At 69.6% G+C, this 16853-nt stretch carries 14 protein-coding genes; 7 read left to right on the top strand and 7 right to left on the bottom strand.

Translation table 11 applies throughout. From position 1 onward, the window contains the following. Positions 1-46: 46 nt before the first annotated feature. The 6 genes from ACFVBH_RS30140 to ACFVBH_RS30115 all read right to left on the bottom strand — a co-directional run bounded on the left by ACFVBH_RS30140 (position 47) and on the right by ACFVBH_RS30115 (position 6432). Positions 47-328 carry a hypothetical protein gene (locus tag ACFVBH_RS30140; protein WP_354984543.1) on the bottom strand — a complete coding sequence of 94 codons (282 nt, stop codon included), beginning with the start codon at positions 326-328 and terminating at the stop codon, positions 47-49. A 155-nt stretch (positions 329-483) separates the two neighbouring features. Further along, positions 484-1641, bottom strand: a complete 1158-nt coding sequence (locus ACFVBH_RS30135) for a hypothetical protein (protein WP_379006754.1) — start codon at positions 1639-1641, stop codon at positions 484-486. 29 nt (positions 1642-1670) lie between these two features. Then, positions 1671-3062, bottom strand: coding sequence for a HAMP domain-containing sensor histidine kinase (locus ACFVBH_RS30130; RefSeq protein ID WP_354984454.1), 1392 nt, complete (start codon positions 3060-3062; stop codon positions 1671-1673). Then, complete coding sequence (locus tag ACFVBH_RS30125; RefSeq protein ID WP_354984455.1) at positions 3059-3775, bottom strand: response regulator transcription factor; 717 nt, start codon at positions 3773-3775, stop codon at positions 3059-3061. Before ACFVBH_RS30125 ends, ACFVBH_RS30130 begins: the two co-directional genes overlap by 4 nt. A 16-nt stretch (positions 3776-3791) precedes the next feature. Beyond that, positions 3792-4178 carry a hemophore-related protein gene (locus tag ACFVBH_RS30120; RefSeq protein ID WP_354984456.1) on the bottom strand — a complete coding sequence of 129 codons (387 nt, stop codon included), beginning with the start codon at positions 4176-4178 and terminating at the stop codon, positions 3792-3794. 130 nt (positions 4179-4308) lie between these two features. Further along, positions 4309-6432 carry an AMP-binding protein gene (locus ACFVBH_RS30115; protein ID WP_379006748.1) on the bottom strand — a complete coding sequence of 708 codons (2124 nt, stop codon included), beginning with the start codon at positions 6430-6432 and terminating at the stop codon, positions 4309-4311. Positions 6433-6943: 511 nt separating this feature from the next. Here ACFVBH_RS30115 and ACFVBH_RS30110 point away from each other — a divergent pair. The 7 genes from ACFVBH_RS30110 (at position 6944) to ACFVBH_RS30080 (ending at position 15582) form a co-directional block, all read left to right on the top strand. Beyond that, the gene (locus tag ACFVBH_RS30110) at positions 6944-10804 is read left to right on the top strand and encodes an ATP-binding protein (protein WP_379006746.1); all 3861 of its coding nucleotides are present in this window, start codon (positions 6944-6946) and stop codon (positions 10802-10804) included. Beyond that, complete coding sequence (locus ACFVBH_RS30105; RefSeq protein ID WP_029930951.1) at positions 10801-11214, top strand: roadblock/LC7 domain-containing protein; 414 nt, start codon at positions 10801-10803, stop codon at positions 11212-11214. The genes ACFVBH_RS30110 and ACFVBH_RS30105 overlap by 4 nt, the downstream gene beginning before the upstream one ends. A 7-nt stretch (positions 11215-11221) precedes the next feature. Next, on the top strand, positions 11222-11596 hold the full coding sequence (locus tag ACFVBH_RS30100) for a DUF742 domain-containing protein (RefSeq protein ID WP_067531005.1): 375 nt from the start codon (positions 11222-11224) through the stop codon (positions 11594-11596). After that, the gene (locus tag ACFVBH_RS30095; protein WP_354984459.1) at positions 11577-12179 is read left to right on the top strand and encodes an ATP/GTP-binding protein; all 603 of its coding nucleotides are present in this window, start codon (positions 11577-11579) and stop codon (positions 12177-12179) included. The genes ACFVBH_RS30100 and ACFVBH_RS30095 overlap by 20 nt, the downstream gene beginning before the upstream one ends. Before the next feature lie 58 nt (positions 12180-12237). Then, positions 12238-13788, top strand: a complete 1551-nt coding sequence (locus ACFVBH_RS30090) for a carboxyl transferase domain-containing protein (protein ID WP_379006742.1) — start codon at positions 12238-12240, stop codon at positions 13786-13788. 137 nt (positions 13789-13925) lie between these two features. Then, positions 13926-14231: a hypothetical protein gene (locus tag ACFVBH_RS30085; RefSeq protein ID WP_354984461.1), complete on the top strand. Its 306-nt coding sequence runs from the start codon at positions 13926-13928 to the stop codon at positions 14229-14231. 493 nt (positions 14232-14724) lie between these two features. Further along, positions 14725-15582 carry an aldo/keto reductase gene (locus ACFVBH_RS30080; RefSeq protein ID WP_354984462.1) on the top strand — a complete coding sequence of 286 codons (858 nt, stop codon included), beginning with the start codon at positions 14725-14727 and terminating at the stop codon, positions 15580-15582. 62 nt (positions 15583-15644) lie between these two features. Here the strand turns inward: ACFVBH_RS30080 and ACFVBH_RS30075 are convergent, their stop codons facing one another. Continuing rightward, positions 15645-16829: an NAD(P)-binding domain-containing protein gene (locus ACFVBH_RS30075; protein WP_354984463.1), complete on the bottom strand. Its 1185-nt coding sequence runs from the start codon at positions 16827-16829 to the stop codon at positions 15645-15647. Positions 16830-16853: the final 24 nt, after the last annotated feature.

Here is a 16853-nt window from a genome sequence, read left to right as displayed (position 1 = left end):
CTGTTCGCGAGGCGGGCGCCGTGTTTCGAGCGGGGCCCCGGCGTCCTCAGCCGACGATCGTGTTCATGATCGTGCCGGCGCTGGTGGCCGTCGCGCCGCCGATCATGGCGTTGGCGACCATCTTCGGCGAGCCGGCGCCGCCGCCCCACTTCTCCCAGGCGAACTTACCGCCGCCGTAGGTGATGGCGGCGATGCCGGACATCTGGGTGAACCAGGTGAAGTAGCGGAACATCTTCATCATCTTGTCCGCCATGGGCGGGGTTTCCGCCGTGGGATTGCCGATTTGGGCCAGGACCGTGCTGTACATGTCGTGCGCGGCCAGCATCATGCTCACGATCGTTTCCTCTCCGGTACCGGGGGCGCTGGGGTGGAGCCGTGGCGCGGGGCAGGGCGGGAGCGAGTTGTGAAAACGGATCGATTAGAACAATTCGGACATGATCTTAGCTCGGCGAACCGCTGAATGTTGCTGATTGTTTGCGAAACTTAGGTTCGAACGATGTCGACCGGATCGGTCAGCGCGGTGGCGATCACCGACTGCTGGGCGACGCCGCGCTGGGGGAGCGCGCTCAGCGCCTGATTCGCCTGCTTGCCCAGGGTAGTGGTGACGGCCTGCAACTGGGTCACCCCCGCCGTGAGCGCCTGCAGCGCGCCCTGCAACTGCGCACTGCCCTCGTCGGCGAGTTGCGGAATGCTCGCCGCGAGCGAGCCGCCCTGATTCAACTGCGCGCCGGCCTCACCCAGCCGGGTCGCCGCGTCGCGCAGCAGCTGACCCAGCGACGTCTCCGGGGTCACCGTCGCCCCGACCAGCTCGCCCACGCCCGAGAGCTGCGCGCCCGCCTGCCCCGCCACCGTCTGCAGACCCTGCAGCTGGGTGATGACGCTCGCCAGCCGGGGATCGCTCGCGAAGGGCAGCCCCTGCAGCAGCGGCACCACGGTATCGATGCCGGTGCTGAGCTGATCGGCCGCCCCGGAGACCTGCCCGACCGTCACCCCGGTCGAATCCAGCGCCGCCGCAAGCTGATTCGCCTGCGTGGTGGCCGCCGATACCGTGTCGTTCAGCGTCGCGATCGCCGAGGTCAGCTGACCCGCACCGGCTTTGGCCTGCTCGAGGAAACCGAGCATGTCATCGGCGCCGGAGCTGAACTGCTCGGCGCCCGCGGCGGCGGCCTGCACGCCCATGTCGAGCATCTGCGTGGTCAGCGCGACCTGGGTGACCGACCCGCGGGCGGCGTTCATGGCCGCGAACACGGTGTCGAGCCCCGTCGCGCTGATCCGCCGGGTCACCTCGTGCACGGCGTCGGTCACCAGCGCCTCGTCCGCGTTCTCGTGGGTGCTCACGGTGACCTGCGCCCGCTGCGGCTTGTCGGTGGCCAGCGAGGTGATGGCGGTGGACAGGTCGGGCGGCAGGGTGATGACGGCGGCGTAGTCCGCGGTGCTCGCCTCCTGCACCACGTCCCATTCCCGCACCCCGCCGTCCTGCAGGGCGATCGCGATGCGCTGCCCCATGGGACCGGTGTCGCCGTTGACGAGAGCCACCCCGGTGGGGGCGGGCGCGTCGCGCAGCAGGGCGACCGCGCCCGCGGTGACCGCGGTTGCCAGCAGCGTGACGAACAAGATCCAGCGAGCGCGTTTTCCGAACACGGTTGACACCGTAGAGGGCCGAATTGGCGCTAGCTCTGGCGTTTTTCTGAGAGTTCGGTGAAGTTCGGCGGCAATCCCGCTCCGGGCGCGGGCAATTCGAGCACCAGGCGTACACCGCCGAGGGTGCCTTCGTCGAAGTAGGCACGGCCGCCGTGCAATTGCGCCTGCTGCGCCACCAGCGCCAGGCCGAGTCCCGAGCCGCCCTTGCTGGCCAGACTGCCGCGCACGAAGCGTTCGAAGACCGCCGCGCGCTCGTGCTCCGGAATACCGCGGCCATTGTCGTCCACGGTGATGACGATGTGCCCGAACAGATCCCGATGCGCGGACAGCAGCGCCAGCGTGGCGTGCCCGTGCCGCGCGGAATTGGCCAGCGCGTTGTCCACTGCCAGCCGGAGCCCGGTGGGCAGGCCGCGGGTGATCAATTCGGCGTCGGTGTCGATGAGCACCTTCAATTCCGGGAAATGCCGCATGGCGTCGTGCGCGGCGGCATCGCAGAGCTCGGCCACGTCGGTGTCCACGTGATCGCGTTCGTGGGTGAGATCCCCGGCGGCCAGGCGTTCGAGCGCGGCCAGGGTGGATTCCACCCGGTTCTGGCCGCGGTGCAGGTCGGTCAGGATCTCGATGCGCTGCGCCTCGTCCAGGTCCAGGGTGCGCAGCACCTCCAGATCGGTGCGCATCGCGGTGAGCGGGGTGCGCAGCTCGTGCGCGGACACCGCCGCGAAATCGCGTGCGGTCTCGAGCGCCGCGGCCGTCTCGGCCTGGGCCCGGTCTATGCGTTCGAGCATGAGGTTGACCGCGTCCGCGAGCTGTTCGGATTCGCGCACACCCGCGCCGTCGACCGGCAGCGGCCCGCCGGGCTCGCCGTGCCTGCTCAGCTGCCGGGTGAGATTCTCGATGGGCCGCACCGCCCGCCCGCCGAAGAGCCAGCCCAGTCCGGCCGCCGCCGCCACCGCCAGCCCGGCCGCCCACAGCACCCAGCGCCGCTGGGTGGCGGTGACCCGCTCGGTCTCGGTGGTCGGAATGCCGAGGGAGACAATGCGTCCCGGCGGCTGGTTCAGGGTGGTGGTGAGCACGCGATAGGTGTTGTCGCCGACCGTGACGGTATGGCTGCCGACCGGCAGCGCCGGCAGCTGCACCGAGGTGCTGGCCATCGAACCGTCGTCGTTGCGCACGGTCAGCGCCAGGTCGTTGGTGGGCCCGAGCACCCCGAGCACGGTCACCGCGACCACCGGCTCGATGAGCACCACCCGCGAGGTGAGCGCGAGCTGCTGATCGGCCTGGGTCATGTTGTTGCGCTCGATGGCGTACATGGTGAACCAACTCAGCACGGCCACAATGATTGTCGCGCCCAGCGCCGCCGCGGCCGCCACGCGTGCGCGCAGCGAGAAGGTGCGCCGGGCACGCCGCCGGGCCGGGCTCATTTCGGGGTGCGCAAGACGAATCCGACGCCTCGAATGGTGTGCAGCAGCCGGGGTGTGCCGTCCACTTCCAGCTTGCGCCGCAGATATCCGACGAACACGTCCACCACATTGGTGTCGGCCGCGAAGTCGTAGCCCCACACCAATTCCAGCAGTCGCTCTCGGCTCAAGACCACACCGGCACTGCGGGCCAATGTGGAGAGCAACTCGAATTCCCTTTTGGTGAGCTCGATTTCCGTGCCGTGCAGCAGTGCGCGATATCCCGCGACATCGACTTCGAGCGGCCCGACGGTGATAGCGCCGGGAATGGTGGAGACCGGGGTATCGGTGCGGCGGCGCAGCAGCGCCTTGATACGCGCCACCAATTCCGCGAGTACGAAAGGCTTTACGAGATAATCGTCGGCGCCGGATTCGAGGCCGGCAATTCGATCGTCGACCGAACTGCGCGCGGACAGCACGCAGATCGGGACCTCGTTGCCCATTGCGCGCAGGGCCGTCACGACGCCGGCGCCGTCCAGCACCGGCATGTTCATGTCCAGCACCACCGCGTCGGGCGGATCGTCGGTGACCGCGCGCAGCGCCTGCGCCCCGTCCCGGGCGATGATCACCCGGAAGCCGGAGAGCCGGAGCCCGCGTTCGACCGAAACGAGCACGTCCTCATCGTCATCGACGACCAAGACAGTAGGTACCTCGCCGCGTTCGCCCACGGGTTCCATTCTCGCAGTCTCTGCCTCAGTAGTTGTGGCAGGTGTCGGCGACGAGTTGGATCGTCGCGCCGATGCCGGAGGCGTTCGGGTTGGCCTCGGCCTGGGCGGCGGCCTCGGGGTTGGCGCGGACGTAGGCGTCGAACTCGGCCTGCCGCTGTTCGATCGGCTGGTTGAACTTGGCTTCGAGTTCGGCCTTCTGCGCGGGGTTCTGATCGAGCATCGACGCCAGCGCGGGCGCCTTGTCGTGCAGTGCGGCATCGACCTGCGCGAAGCTGCACGTCGAATTCAGCAGGGGCGCGGCCATATCCAGGGGGCCGGCGGAGGCGGTGGCGGGAACGAGTGCGAGGGCGAGGGTGGCGAGGGCGCCGGCGCCCAGGACCGCTCCGGTCCGGCGACTACGGACGAAACTCATGCATCGACCTTTCTAGGCTGCGCGCGGATCAGGTGATCCGCGCCCGCACGACGCTAGGGCACCCGCTCGAGAGGGGCGTGAGCCCTTTCTGAGAAAACCCTATGGGTGGCGCCGGGCGTGGCGGCCCGGGTCAGGACGTGGCGGCCGGGTCCTCGGCAGGTGCGGCGGGCGCCGTGGGCGTCTCGGGCTCGATCCGGCTGAACGGCATGGTGGCCGCGTCGGCCGCGCGGATCCGCTCCCGATCGTCCATGACGGTGACCGCGTCGCGGATCTGCCGTTCCAGGGTGGGCAGCATGGCGGCGTCCTCGATGGTCGGCGGCACCTCGTACTCACCGCCCGCCGCGATCTGGCGCATGGTGCGGCGCAGGATCTTGCCCGAGCGCGTCTTGGGCAGCGCGGTCACCGGCACCACGTCGTAGAGGGTGGCGATGGCCCCGACCCGGTCGCGGACGCGCTCGATCACCTCGGCGCGCAACTGGTCGGCGTCGATGTCGACCCCGGCCTTGAGCACCACGTACCCGATGGGCCGCTGCCCCTTGAGCTCGTCCGGCACCCCGACCACCGCGGTCTCGGCGACCAGCGGATGCCCGGCGATCGCGGCCTCGATGCCGCCGGCCGAGAGCCGGTGCCCGGCCATGTTGATCACGTCGTCGCTGCGGCCCAGGATGTAGAGGTACCCGTCCTCGTCGAAGTACCCGGAGTCGCCGGTCAGATAGTGCCCGGGATAGGCGGCCAGGTAGGAGCGCTCGAACCGGGCGTCGTCGCGCCACAGGGTGGTCAGGGCGCCGGGCGGCAGCGGCAGCCCGATGACGATGTTTCCTTCTGTATGGGGGGCTACCGCGTTGCCGTCGGAGTCCAGCACGCGCAGCCGGTAGCCGGGCACCGGCACGGAGGCCGAGCCGACCTTGATCGGGAGTTGTTGCAGGCCCAGCGGATTCGCGCACACGGGCCAGCCGGTCTCGGTCTGCCACCAGTGGTCGACGACCGGGCACTCCGGATTCCCGCTCAGCAGGGTCCCGGCGGTCCATTCGTAGGTGGCCGGATCCAGGCGCTCGCCCGCGCAGAAGAGCGCGCGCAGGGTGGACATGTCGTGCCGGTGCGCGAACTCGGCCTCGGGATCGGCCCGGCGGATGGCGCGCAACGCGGTCGGTGCGGTGAACATCACCTCCACCCCGTAGTCCTGAACCAGCCGCCAGAAGGTGCCGGCGTCGGGGGTGCCGATCGGCTTGCCCTCGTAAAGGACGGTTGTCGCACCCACCAGCAGCGGCGCGTAGACGATGTAGGAGTGCCCGACGACCCAGCCGATGTCGGAGGTCGTGAGCATGACCTGCCCGCCCGAGACGTCATAGATGTTGCGCATCGACCAGGCCATGGACACCGCGTGCCCGCCGTTGTCGCGCACCACGCCCTTGGGTTTACCGGTGGTTCCGGAGGTGTAGAGGATATAGAGGGGATCGGTCGCGGCCAGCGAAACCGGTTCGGCCGGTTCGGCGCCGAGCAGCGCGGCGTCCCAGTCCAGCCAGCGCGCGGCCACCGTCTGTGACGAAGCGGGCAGGCTGTCGGTGGCGGCCTGCTCGGCGGGGAAGCGGATCGCGGGAAACCCGTCGCGCTGTTTGACCAGGACGGTCCGCGGCGCGGTGGTCCGGGCCAGGTCCAGGGCCTGCAGCACGATGGGCGGGTACTCGATGCGGCGGCCGGGCTCCAGGCCGCCGGAGGCTGTGATGATCAGCACAGGCTCGGCGTCGTCGATGCGGGCGGCCAATTCGTGGGCCGCGAAACCGCCGAAAACGACAGAGTGGACAGCACCGATGCGGGCGCAGGCGAGCATCGCGATCACCGACTCGGGAATCATCGGCATATATATGACGACTCGATCGCCCGTCCGAACACCCAGGCGCAGCATGGATCCGGCAAATCGGGCGACTTCGTCGAGTAATTCGGCATATGTATAAACACGCCTGGCGCCGGTCATAGCGGAGTCGTATATTAGGGCGGGCTGATTGGCGCGACCCCCCTCCTGACCGCCGAAAGTGCCGTCCGGATCTGTGATCTCGCGCACATGCCGATCGAGTGCGTTGTAGGAGGTGTTGAGGCGAGCGTCCGGGAACCAGCGCGTCGTGGGGCGGGCGGTGGAGTCGACAATCTGGGCGGGCGGTACGTCCCAGCTGATGTATTCGGCCGCGGTGCGCCAGAACTCCGAGGGGTCGACCAGGCTCAATTGATACGCCGGTCGGTACTCCTGCTTCGCGTTCAACCCCGTGACTCCCTAGCTCCGCATCAGCACGCATGTGAAGGGCAGCGATGCCCGCCTCGATAGATCAGCCTGATTGTGGCAGACTTCACGCGACGTCCGGGCGGACGCCGCGACCTTTGATTTTGCCTGCAAACGGCTGGTCAGAGACCGGTGGTTGCCAAGAGGTCACACAAGAAGTTATTGATCCGTTAGAATCGCATGTCACATATTTCGGCCGTCTTGGACGCAATTTCTCGGCCAGCCGCAGTTCTCGCCTCGCTCCGCTCGCCGGGCCCCGCGTGCGATCGCGGAGGCTCGCCGATGGCGCGTGGCTGGGGCCAGTTTGGAAAGTGAGTGGGAGATGCGTGACGCCGCAAGGTCGTCCGGCAGCAATAAGCGCTGGGCGCTGAGCAACTGGGACCTGCGATGGAAGGTGACGGCAGTACTGGCCGTCCCGCTTTTGGTCGCTGTCGTCCTGGGTGCGTCGAGGATCTCGGCAGAGTTCTCAGAGTCGACGAGGCAGTCGACCGCAGTGGAGCACGTCGCCGTCATTCCGGCGATCACGGGTTTGAGCGCGGCCGCCGGTCAGGTGGTCGGCGGGCAGATGGTGAAGATCGGAACCCAGTCGTTCACGACCGAGCCGGAACTGGCGACGCTGGACACCGCCATCAAGTTCGCCGAGCGGGCGACGGGTGAGCTGAACTCGATGCCGACCGCGAAGGCCGCGCTCGAAGACATGATCGTCGCCTCGAAGGCGGTACTGGCGCAGGGGCTCGCACCCCTGGCGACGACCGTCGAGGGCACCAATCAGATCGAACGGATCCGCGCCAACAGCGTCCGGACCGTGGAGACCATCGTCTCGACCATCGCCGACAAGTCCGTCGACCAATCCAAACTACGTCTGGTCGACGCCCTGAACACCCGCGTCGTGCTCGTCGGTCAGATCGCCGGTTTCGCCGAGGTGCTGCGCAGCAACACCAAGGACGGCCTGCGCGACATCCAGATCTCGATCAGCACCGAGCGTCAGATGCTCGGGGTCATCGGCCACCGCTTCCCCGACGGTGACGCGCTCATCTCCGACCTGCAGGGTCAGATCGACACCCGGCTGCAGCTGATCACCAGCCCGCAGGCGCAGGCCGGGCAGCTGCCCGCGACCGAGCTGAAGGACTCGCTGGTCGTCAGTATCGGCAAGTACCAGGAGATCAGCACCAACGCGACCCGGGACATCGTGGCCCGAGTCGACTCGCTCGCCTCCACCGCGCGCGGCGACGCCGTCCGGTACTCGATCGTCGTCATCGCCACCATCCTCGGCGCGCTCGCGCTGGCCGTGCTGATCGCGCGCGCGATGATCGTCCCGCTGCGCCGCCTGCGCCTGGCCGCGCTCCGCGTCGCCGAATACGACCTCGCGCAAGAGGTCACCGCGCTGCGTGACGGCGCCGACCCCGAAGACGTGCCGCTGGAACCGATGCCGGTGCACACCGACGAGGAGATCGGCCAGCTGGCCCGCGCGGTCGACGACATCCACGGGCAGGCGCTGCGCCTGGCCGCCGATCAGGCCGCGATCCGTACCCAGGTCAACGACATGTTCGAGACCCTGGCCCGGCGCTCCAAGTCCCTCGTCGACCATCAGCTCACCCTCATCGAGGCGATGGAGTACGACGAGAAGGACCCGCGCCTGCTCGAAAACCTCTTCCGCCTGGACCATCTCGCCGCGCGTATGCGCCGCAACGGTGACAACCTGCTGATTCTGGCCGGCACCAAACAGCGCCGGACCAAGTCCGCGCCGGTCGAGATCGCCGACGTGCTGCGCGCGGCCATCTCCGAGGTGGAGGACTACGAGCGCGTCAAGCTCGGCGCCACCCCGCGCGGTTCGCTCACCGAACCCGCCGCCTCCGACCTCGCGCACCTGTTCGCCGAGTTGCTCGACAACGCGCTGCGCGCTTCGCCGCCGGAGACGGACGTGAAGTTCACCTTCGCGCAGGCGCACGACACCGGTCTGCTCATCGAGGTCGCCGACCGCGGCATCGGCATGCCGCCCGCGGAGATGGCCGAGATCAACCGCAGACTCGAGACCACCGCCGAGGTGGGCCCCGACACCGCTCGCCACATGGGTCTGTTCGTGGTCGGCCGGCTGGCCGAGCGGCACGGCCTGACCGTGCGGCTGCGCCCGACGTTCGACACCGCGCGCGATCCCGGCGTGACCGTGACCGTGCACGTGCCCAAGGCGCTCATCGTCGGTACCGGCGGCGGCGCGATTTCGGTACCGCCGCAGCCGAATCAGCAGGCTCCGGCCCCGCAGGGCGCGGGCAACCAGGGCGGCACCCCCGCTTCCATGCAGATGCGCGCGGTCACCCGTACCGCGACCGGCAACGTCATGGTCACCGTGGATCCGGGTGTGAGCGGGCCGATTCCGGCCGGCCAGGGCCCGGCGCCGGCCCCGGCCGCCCCGGCTCCGGCGGCTGCCAAGAACACCGGCGGACTGCCGCAGCGCAGCCCGGGCACCCAGATTCCGGCCGGCCTGGCCGGTACCGGCCAGCCCGGCGGCGGCGGTCTGCCGCAGCGGCAGCCGGGTACCAACGGCCCGACCATGAAGCATTCGGTGGCGGCTCCCGGCGCGGGTGCGCCGGGCGGCCTACCCCAGCGCGCGCCGGGCGCGCAGATTCCTCCCGGCGCCGACGCACAGCCGGGCGCGTCCCTGCCGCCGCGGCAGCCGGGCGATGGTCCGGCCCGCCCGGGCGGCGGTCTGGCCGCGAACATGATGCGCCGCCAGGGCGCTCCCGGCGGTATGCCCCAGCGTCCGGCCGGTCCGGGTGCGCCCGGCGGTCCGGGCGAGCCGGGTGGTCTGCAGCAGCGCGGCCCCGTGCCGCCGCAGCAGCGTGATCCCAGCGGTCTCGCACCGCGCGGTGACGGCCCGGGCGGGCTGCCGCAGCGCGATCCGTCTGCCGGTGGGCTCGCCCCGCGTGACCCCGGTACGGGTGGTCTGCCCCAGCGTCAGCCCGGTTCCAACGGCGCCCCGTCGCGGGAGCCGAGTGTGGGTCTGCCGCCGCAGCGTTCGGCCGCGGGCGGGCTCCCGCAGCGTGATCCGGGCAAGAATGGTGCGCCGCAGCGTGATTCCGCGCTGGGCGGCCCGCAGGGTCCCGGCGCCGGTGGCAACCTGCCGCCGCGCGAGGGCGGACTGCCGCAGCGCGGCGCCGCCCCGCAGGGTCCCTCCGGGCTCCCGCAGCGCGAGGCCGGTCAGAACGGCGCCCCGCAGGGCGGGCTGCCCGCACGTGACGGATTGCCGCAGCGGGACGGTGGTCTCCCGCAGCGCGGCGAGGCCGGTGCTCCGGGCCTGCCGCAGCGTGATGTCCCGGCGCCACGTGACGGTGAGCCGAACGGGTTGCCGCAGCGCGGCCCGGGTGGGCTGCCGCAGCGTGGCGAGGCCCCGAACGGCCTGCCGCAGCGCGGCGACGCCGCCGGTGGTCTGCCGCAGCGTGATTCGGGCCCGGCCCGGCGTGAGCCCGGGAACGGCCTGCCGCCGCGCGACGGTGGTCTGCCGCAGCGCGAGAACGGCCTGCCGCAGCGTGAGAACGGTCTCCCGCAGCGCGGTGACGCCGGTGCTTCCGGTCTGCCGCAGCGGGATCCGAACGCGGGCGGTCTGCCGCGGCGCGGCGCCCCCGGCGCGCAGCCGGACCCCTTCGGCGGTCTGCCCCAGCGTGGCGAGGCCGGTGCTCCCGGTCTGCCGCAGCGTGGCGAGGCCCCGGGTGGTCTGCCGCAGCGTGGCGCGACCGGTGGTCTGCCGCAGCGGGATCCGGCGTCCGGCGGGTTGCCCCAGCGCGCCCCCGGTGGCGGTCTGCCCCAGCGGGAGCCGGGTGCGGGTCTGCCGCAGCGTCCGGCGCCGCTGCCGGGTGTCGGTCTGCCGCAGCGGGATCCGGCCGCGTCCGGTTTGTCCCAGGGCGAGGAGTCCGGTGATCCGAAGGATCGCGGACGCCACAGCTTCCGTTCCAATCCGCAGAAGGCCGCTTCGTTCTTCCAGACCCGGCTGCAGCCGGCCGGGGAGTCCGAGGCGTCGATGGGTACGCCGATCTTCGCTGAGATGATGTCGGCGTGGCTGTCGGATCCGAGTGCGGACCGGTCCCAAGTGGCCTCCTCCTTCGAATCACCCGGTGATGAGGGTTGGCAGGCCGCACAGCGCGCGGTGCAGGCCGAACCGCAGCGGCGTACCGCCGCGGGTCTGCCGCAACGTGATCCGGGCAACCGACTCGTGCCGGGCGGTGTCAACGGAAACGCTGACAAGGCCGCCCATCGCGACCCAGAATCCATCAGGTCGAGTTTGGCAAGGCATCAGCAAGGTGTCCGGGATGGCCGCGCAATGAAAGAAATGAACCTAACCGGAGATAAAGGAGACCGATGAACCCCGATCTAGGTGGTACGAAGCGTCAGCTGGATTGGCTGGTTTCGAACTTCGCCAATGAGGTTCCCGGCGTTGCGCACGCGGTTCTCGTGTCGGCCGACGGCCTATTGATGGCCGCGAGCGCGCAGCTGCCCGTGGACCGTGCCGAGCAGCTGTCCGCTGTAACCGCGGGCCTCGCGAGCCTGTCGGTGGGTGTGTCGAATCTGTTCGAGGGCGGCACGGTGCTGCAGTCCGTCGTGGAGATGGAACACGGCTACCTGCTGCTCATGGCAGTCGGCGACGGCTCGTACCTCGCGGTGCTCACGAATACCTCGTGTGACATCGGTCAGGTGGGTTACGAGATGGCGTTGTTGGTCGAGCGAGTGGGCCAGACGGTTCAGGCCACACCTCGCGTCACGATGGGTTCCTGATGGCGGGATGGACATAGACAACGAACGCGTTGGGAGCGCCGAACCCAGCCTGGTTCGCCCTTATTCGCTGACCGCCGGTCGCACGCGGCCGAAGGTGGAATTGGCGTTGGAGGCGCTCGTCGCATCGCATCCGGTCGCCCTCGAGCGGCAGTTCGAACTCACCAACATCGAAACGTCCATCGTGGAGTTGTGCAGAGAATCGCCGTCTGTCGCGGAGGTGGCAGCGCGCCTGGGCATTCCCATCGGGGTCGCCCGGGTGCTGGTCGCCGACCTCATCGAAGCCGGCCATGTGCGGGTTTCGGCGACATTGAAAGACGATTCCAGCGACGATGAACGTCGCGAGCTGATCGAAAGGGTTCTCAGTGGACTCCGGCGTATTTGATTCGACGACACAGGTCGATACGCGCACCAGCAAGCCCACGTCGGCCAAGATCGTGGTCGCCGGCGGCTTCGGTGTGGGCAAGACGACCCTGGTAGGTGCCGTCTCGGAGATCGTTCCGCTGCGCACCGAAGCTTTGGTGACCAATGCCAGTGTGGGCGTTGACAGTTTGACCGGAGTGCCGTCCAAGGCCACCACCACGGTGGCCATGGATTTCGGTCGCATCAGCCTCGCCGACGATCTGGTGCTGTACCTGTTCGGTACACCTGGCCAGTACCGCTTCTGGTTCATGTGGGACGACCTCATCCGCGGCGCCATCGGCGCGGTGGTGCTGGTCGACACCCGCCGGCTGGAGGACAGTTTCGCCGCGGTCGATTACTTCGAGGCGCGGAACCTACCCTTCCTGGTGGCGATCAACGAATTCGACGACGCGCCACGGTATCCGGTCGAGGACATCCGCCAGGCGCTGGCGGTGCCGGCGGACACCCCGATCCTGTCGATGGACGCCCGTCGCCGGGAGCCGGTGAAGCAGGCGCTCGTCGCGGTGACCGAATACGCCCTGCGCAAGGTCGTGCAGGGGTACTAGCGGGACGCGACCGCCGACGTTGACCGCAGCGACGTCGGGGTCAACTATGCTCGCGCGCGTGAAGATCTCGGCGCGCGAGTGGCTCGGCGACATGCTCGATCCCGGTTCTTTCGAGAGCTGGGATCGACCGCCGGTGGCCGTCGACGCCGCGCCCGGGTACCGGGCCGAACTGGCGCAGGCGGAGCGGTCGGCGGGCACCGACGAGTCGGTGCTCACCGGTTCCGGGTTGCTGCGCGGGCGGCTGGTCGCCGTGATCGCGTGTGAGTTCGGGTTTCTCGCAGGCTCTATCGGCGTCGCCGCGGCCGAGCGGATCACCGTCGCGGTGGAGCGCGCGACCGAGCTCGGCTTGCCGCTGGTCGTCTCGCCGACCTCGGGTGGCACCCGAATGCAGGAGGGCACAGTCGCTTTCGTGCAGATGGTGAAGATCGCCGGAGCTGTCGCGGCGCATCGAGCGGCCGGGCATCCGTATCTGGTGTATCTCCGCAATCCGACCATGGGTGGCGTGTTCGCCTCGTGGGGATCGCTGGGGCACATGACATTCGCCGAACCCGGAGCGCTGATCGGGTTCCTGGGGCCGCGCGTCTACAGGGCGCTGTACGGCCGGGACTTCCCGGACGGGGTGCAGACGGCCGAGAACCTCTATCGCAACGGGGTCATCGACGGTGTGGTGCCGGTGCGTGTCTTCCGCCGCATCGCGCATCGCGCGCTGAACGTGCTGTGCGGGCCGGCCGCCGCGTTGCCCGAACGTCAGGGCGACGCCAGGGAATTCGACACCGGCATCGGGGTTTTGCGCGCCGGGAGCGAGCTGTACGGGCCCGCGCTGCGCGGCGCCGATGACATGCCCGCCTGGCAGTCGGTGCTGGTCTCGCGCCGGGGGGATCGGCCCGGCGTCCGAGAGTTGTTGCGGCACGCCACCGATCGGGTCCCGCTCTCGGGTACCGGGCAGGGCGAGGCCGATCGCACCGTGGTGCACGCCCTGGGCTCGCTGCGCGGTCAGCCCTGCATCCTGTTCGGCCACGATCGCGCGGGCCAGTCCGCCGATCAGACCATGGGTCCCGCCGCCCTGCGCGAGGCCCGGCGCGCCATGCACCTGGCCGCCGAACTGCGCGTTCCCCTGGTCCTGGTGATCGACACCATCGGCGCGTCGCTCTCGCGCGAGGCCGAGGAACGCGGTCTCGCTCCCGAAATCGCCCGCTGCCTGGCCGATCTCGTCACCCTCGACACCCCCACGGTCTCGGTCCTGCTCGGTCAGGGCAGCGGCGGCGGCGCCCTGGCCCTGCTGCCGGCCGACCGCGTGCTGGCCGCCGCCAACGGCTGGCTCGCCCCCCTCCCGCCCGAGGGCGCGAGCGCGATCGTCTACCGCGACACCCTGCACGCCCCCGAACTCGCCGCCGCCCAGGGCATTCGGTCGAAGGACCTCCTTGCGAACGGCATAGTCGACGCGATAATCCCCGAATACCCCGACGCCGCCGACGAACCCGTCGACTTCGCCCTGCGCACGGTGTCCGCGATAGCCGCCGCCCTGGCCGACCTGACCACGAAGCCGGTCCCCGAGCTCCAGTCCCTGCGCCGCAACCGCTACCGCCGCCTGGGCCTGCTCACCCCCTGACGCCCCCGCCGGGATTGTTGCCGCCACCGACTTCGGGGGCTCCCCGAACTCGCTGTCCCGCACTAATTTCCTCCGTGACAGCAATTAGCCGCGTGCGCCAGGGGGTCACGCCGCAGTCGAATCACGGAGGTTCTCCCATGCGCACCACAGCTCGTCTACTCCTGATAGGCACGATCGCCGCTGCGGCGTTCGCGAGCGGCGGCGCCGTGGCGTCGGCCGACACCCGGCCCGCGGAGGTGGCGGATTCGGGATCGGCCGCCGGCTCGTCGCAAGCATCGGTCGCCTTGGTCGTGGGAGACCTCCTGCGGTTGCTGCAAGCGGGTTCCGGCCCGGGCGGCGACCAGGCCATCGCCGGATTGCGGGAACTCCTCGTCGATTCCGGCTCCTTCACCCGATGCCAGCTCGACCCGCCGAGAACGTTCCCTTGCCTGGGCACCCAGTAAACCGTCGGCCGGCTCCGCGCAGCCGGCCGCTACTCGAACCAGCACTTGCAACGAATTACCTGGAGGCCCAATGCGTTCGACAGCTCGTTTACTCATGATCGGCACGATCGCCACCGCGGCACTCATGAGCGGTTCCGCCGCTGCGTCGGCTGATACCGCGCCCGCGGAAGTGGCGGGATCGGGATCGGCGGGTAGCTCCTCGGGTTCGGGCGCCCTCGAAACGAAACTCCTCCTGGATCTGCTGGCAGTGGGCTCCGGTCCGTCGGGCGGCGTCATCCCCGGATTTCGGGAGTTCCTCATTGATTCCGGGTCCTTCACCCGATGCCAGCTCGACCCGCCGATTCTGGGTCCCATCTGCTTGGACCCCCGGTAGCCGGCCTGCCGACGCGAACCGTGGAAGCTGAAAGTTAGCTACTTCACAAAGCCTCTGCCAGGGCTAACACGCCGGGGAGCGTGGTTGACGTGCGCGGAAAGGGCTCCTACCGTCGGAACGGTGACTTACCGGAGCGAGACCAGCGCAGTGCCGTCGATCGTCCTGGGGGACGGGCAGATCATGCCCAAGCTCGGATTCGGGGTGTTCAAGGTCGACGCCGACGAGACGGTGGAGATCGTGAGCGCCGCTCTGGGGGTGGGGTATCGGAGCATCGACACCGCGGCGGTGTACGGCAACGAGGCCGAGGTGGGGCGGGCCATCGGGAAGTCGGGGCTGGCGCGGGACGAGGTGTTCGTCACGACCAAGCTCTGGAATTCCGAGCAGGGGTACGACGCGACCCTGCGCGCGTTCGACGCCAGCATGGAGCGGCTCGGGCTCGATGTGCTGGATCTGTATCTGATTCACTGGCCGATTGCCGGGTCCAATCTGTACGTCGACACCTTCCGCGCCCTGCAGGCGTTGAAGGCGCAGGGCCGGGTCACCTCCATCGGGGTCTCGAACTTCCAGCGCGCACATCTCGAGCGTGTGATCGGTGAGACGGGGGAGACCCCGGTGGTGAATCAGATCGAATTGCACCCCTATCTGACCCAGAACGAGCTGCGCAAGTTCCACGCCGAGCAGAGCATCATCACCGAGGCGTGGAGCCCGCTGGGCCGGGGCGCGGAGTTCGAGGATCCGGAGATCCTGGCGATCGCGCAGGAGACCGGCCGCACCCCCGCACAGGTGGTGTTGCGCTGGCACATGCAACTGGGCAACGTGGCGATTCCCAAGTCGGCCACGCCTTCTCGTATCGCGGAGAACTTCGAGATCTTCGATTTCGAGCTCACCGGTGCGCAGGTCGCGCGGATCACCGGCCTGGACCGCGGCTCCCGCCTCGGCCCGGATCCGGACACCTTCGACGCGGGCGCGCCCGAGTAGCCTGCGGCGCCGGCGCGCCGGCGGGGCCTTCGACCCCTGGTGCGCCGGACCGGCCTGCGGCGTCAATTCACCGGCAGGCCAAGGTATTCGGTGATCTCCGCTGCTGCCGCGCGCCCGGCGCGATTCGCGCCGATGGTGCTGGCAGAGGGCCCGTACCCGATGAGGTGAATGCGCGGATCGGCGGCGACCTGGGTCGCCAGCCGCCCGGTCATGGTGATGCCGCCCCCCGGCCCGCGCAGGCGCAGCGGAGCCAGATGGTCCAGGGCACTGCGGAATCCGGTGGCCCACAGGATCACCTCGGCGGCCTGGAACTCGCCGTCCGCCCAGCGCACGCCGCCGGGTTCGATGTGGTCGAACATGGGTTTGCGGTCCATGACCCCGCGGGCGCGGGCCGCGCGCACCCGATCGGTCTCGAGCAGGCCGGTCACCGACACCACCGACCCGGGCGGCAGGCCGCGCCGGACGCGGTCCTCGACCAGCGCCACGGCCGCGCGCCCGTCCTCGGGTGCGAACGCGCCGTCCCGGAACACCGGTTCGCGCCTGGTCACCCATGTGGTCTTGGTCACCGCGGAGATCTCGTCGAGCAGTTGGACGGCGGTGATGCCGCCGCCCACCACGATCACGTGCTTGCCGGCGAATTCGGCGGCGTCGCGGTAGTCGTGCGCGTGTAATTGCCGTCCCGCGAAGGTATCCGCGCCCCGGTAATAGGGAATGAAGGGTTTGTCCCAGGTGCCCGTGGCATTGACGAGACCGCGCGCGCGAATGGTCCTGTCCGCGCCGCCAATAGAAACTGTTTGGTCTGAATTCGCGCCCGAGTTCGCACCGCCCGCCCGGGTCTCGGCGTGCAGCAACCCGTCCACTTCGGCATCGGGGCAGGTCGCGCCCGTCGCGCGGTCGCAGACCACACGCACCGAGCGCGGCCGCAGCACGCGCAGATCGAACCGCTTCTCGTAGAGCGCGAAATAGTGCGGCACGGCCGTCGCGGCCTGAACGTCGCCCGCGCCCACCGCATCGGCGGCCAATGTCTCCGCGAATGACATGCCCGGCAGATCGTGCACCCGATTCACGGTGCTCAATGTCAGTGACGGCCACCGGAATTGCCACGCCCCGCCCGGCGCGGGGGAGTGGTCGACGATGAGGAAGTCCCGTTCGGGCGTCAATCCGAGGCGGCGCAGGTGATAGCCGACCGACAATCCGGCCTGCCCGGCGCCTATCACCAGGATGTCGACATCGGGTGTTGCTGTCACGGACCCGACGGTACGCCCGCTTAG

The organism is Nocardia sp. NPDC057668 (assembly GCF_042799795.1).
GTDB lineage: Bacteria > Actinomycetota > Actinomycetes > Mycobacteriales > Mycobacteriaceae > Nocardia.
This window is presented reverse-complemented; position numbering and strand designations above follow the sequence as displayed.

Coding starts and splice junctions, on each gene's coding strand:
- ACFVBH_RS30125 (WP_354984455.1), bottom strand. CDS start 3,775: ATGGAACCCGTGGGCGAACGCGGCGAGGTACCTACTGTCTTGGTCGTC.
- ACFVBH_RS30085 (WP_354984461.1), top strand. CDS start 13,926: ATGCGCACCACAGCTCGTCTACTCCTGATAGGCACGATCGCCGCTGCG.
- ACFVBH_RS30105 (WP_029930951.1), top strand. CDS start 10,801: ATGAACCCCGATCTAGGTGGTACGAAGCGTCAGCTGGATTGGCTGGTT.
- ACFVBH_RS30130 (WP_354984454.1), bottom strand. CDS start 3,062: ATGAGCCCGGCCCGGCGGCGTGCCCGGCGCACCTTCTCGCTGCGCGCA.
- ACFVBH_RS30120 (WP_354984456.1), bottom strand. CDS start 4,178: ATGAGTTTCGTCCGTAGTCGCCGGACCGGAGCGGTCCTGGGCGCCGGC.
- ACFVBH_RS30100 (WP_067531005.1), top strand. CDS start 11,222: ATGGACATAGACAACGAACGCGTTGGGAGCGCCGAACCCAGCCTGGTT.
- ACFVBH_RS30140 (WP_354984543.1), bottom strand. CDS start 328: ATGATGCTGGCCGCGCACGACATGTACAGCACGGTCCTGGCCCAAATC.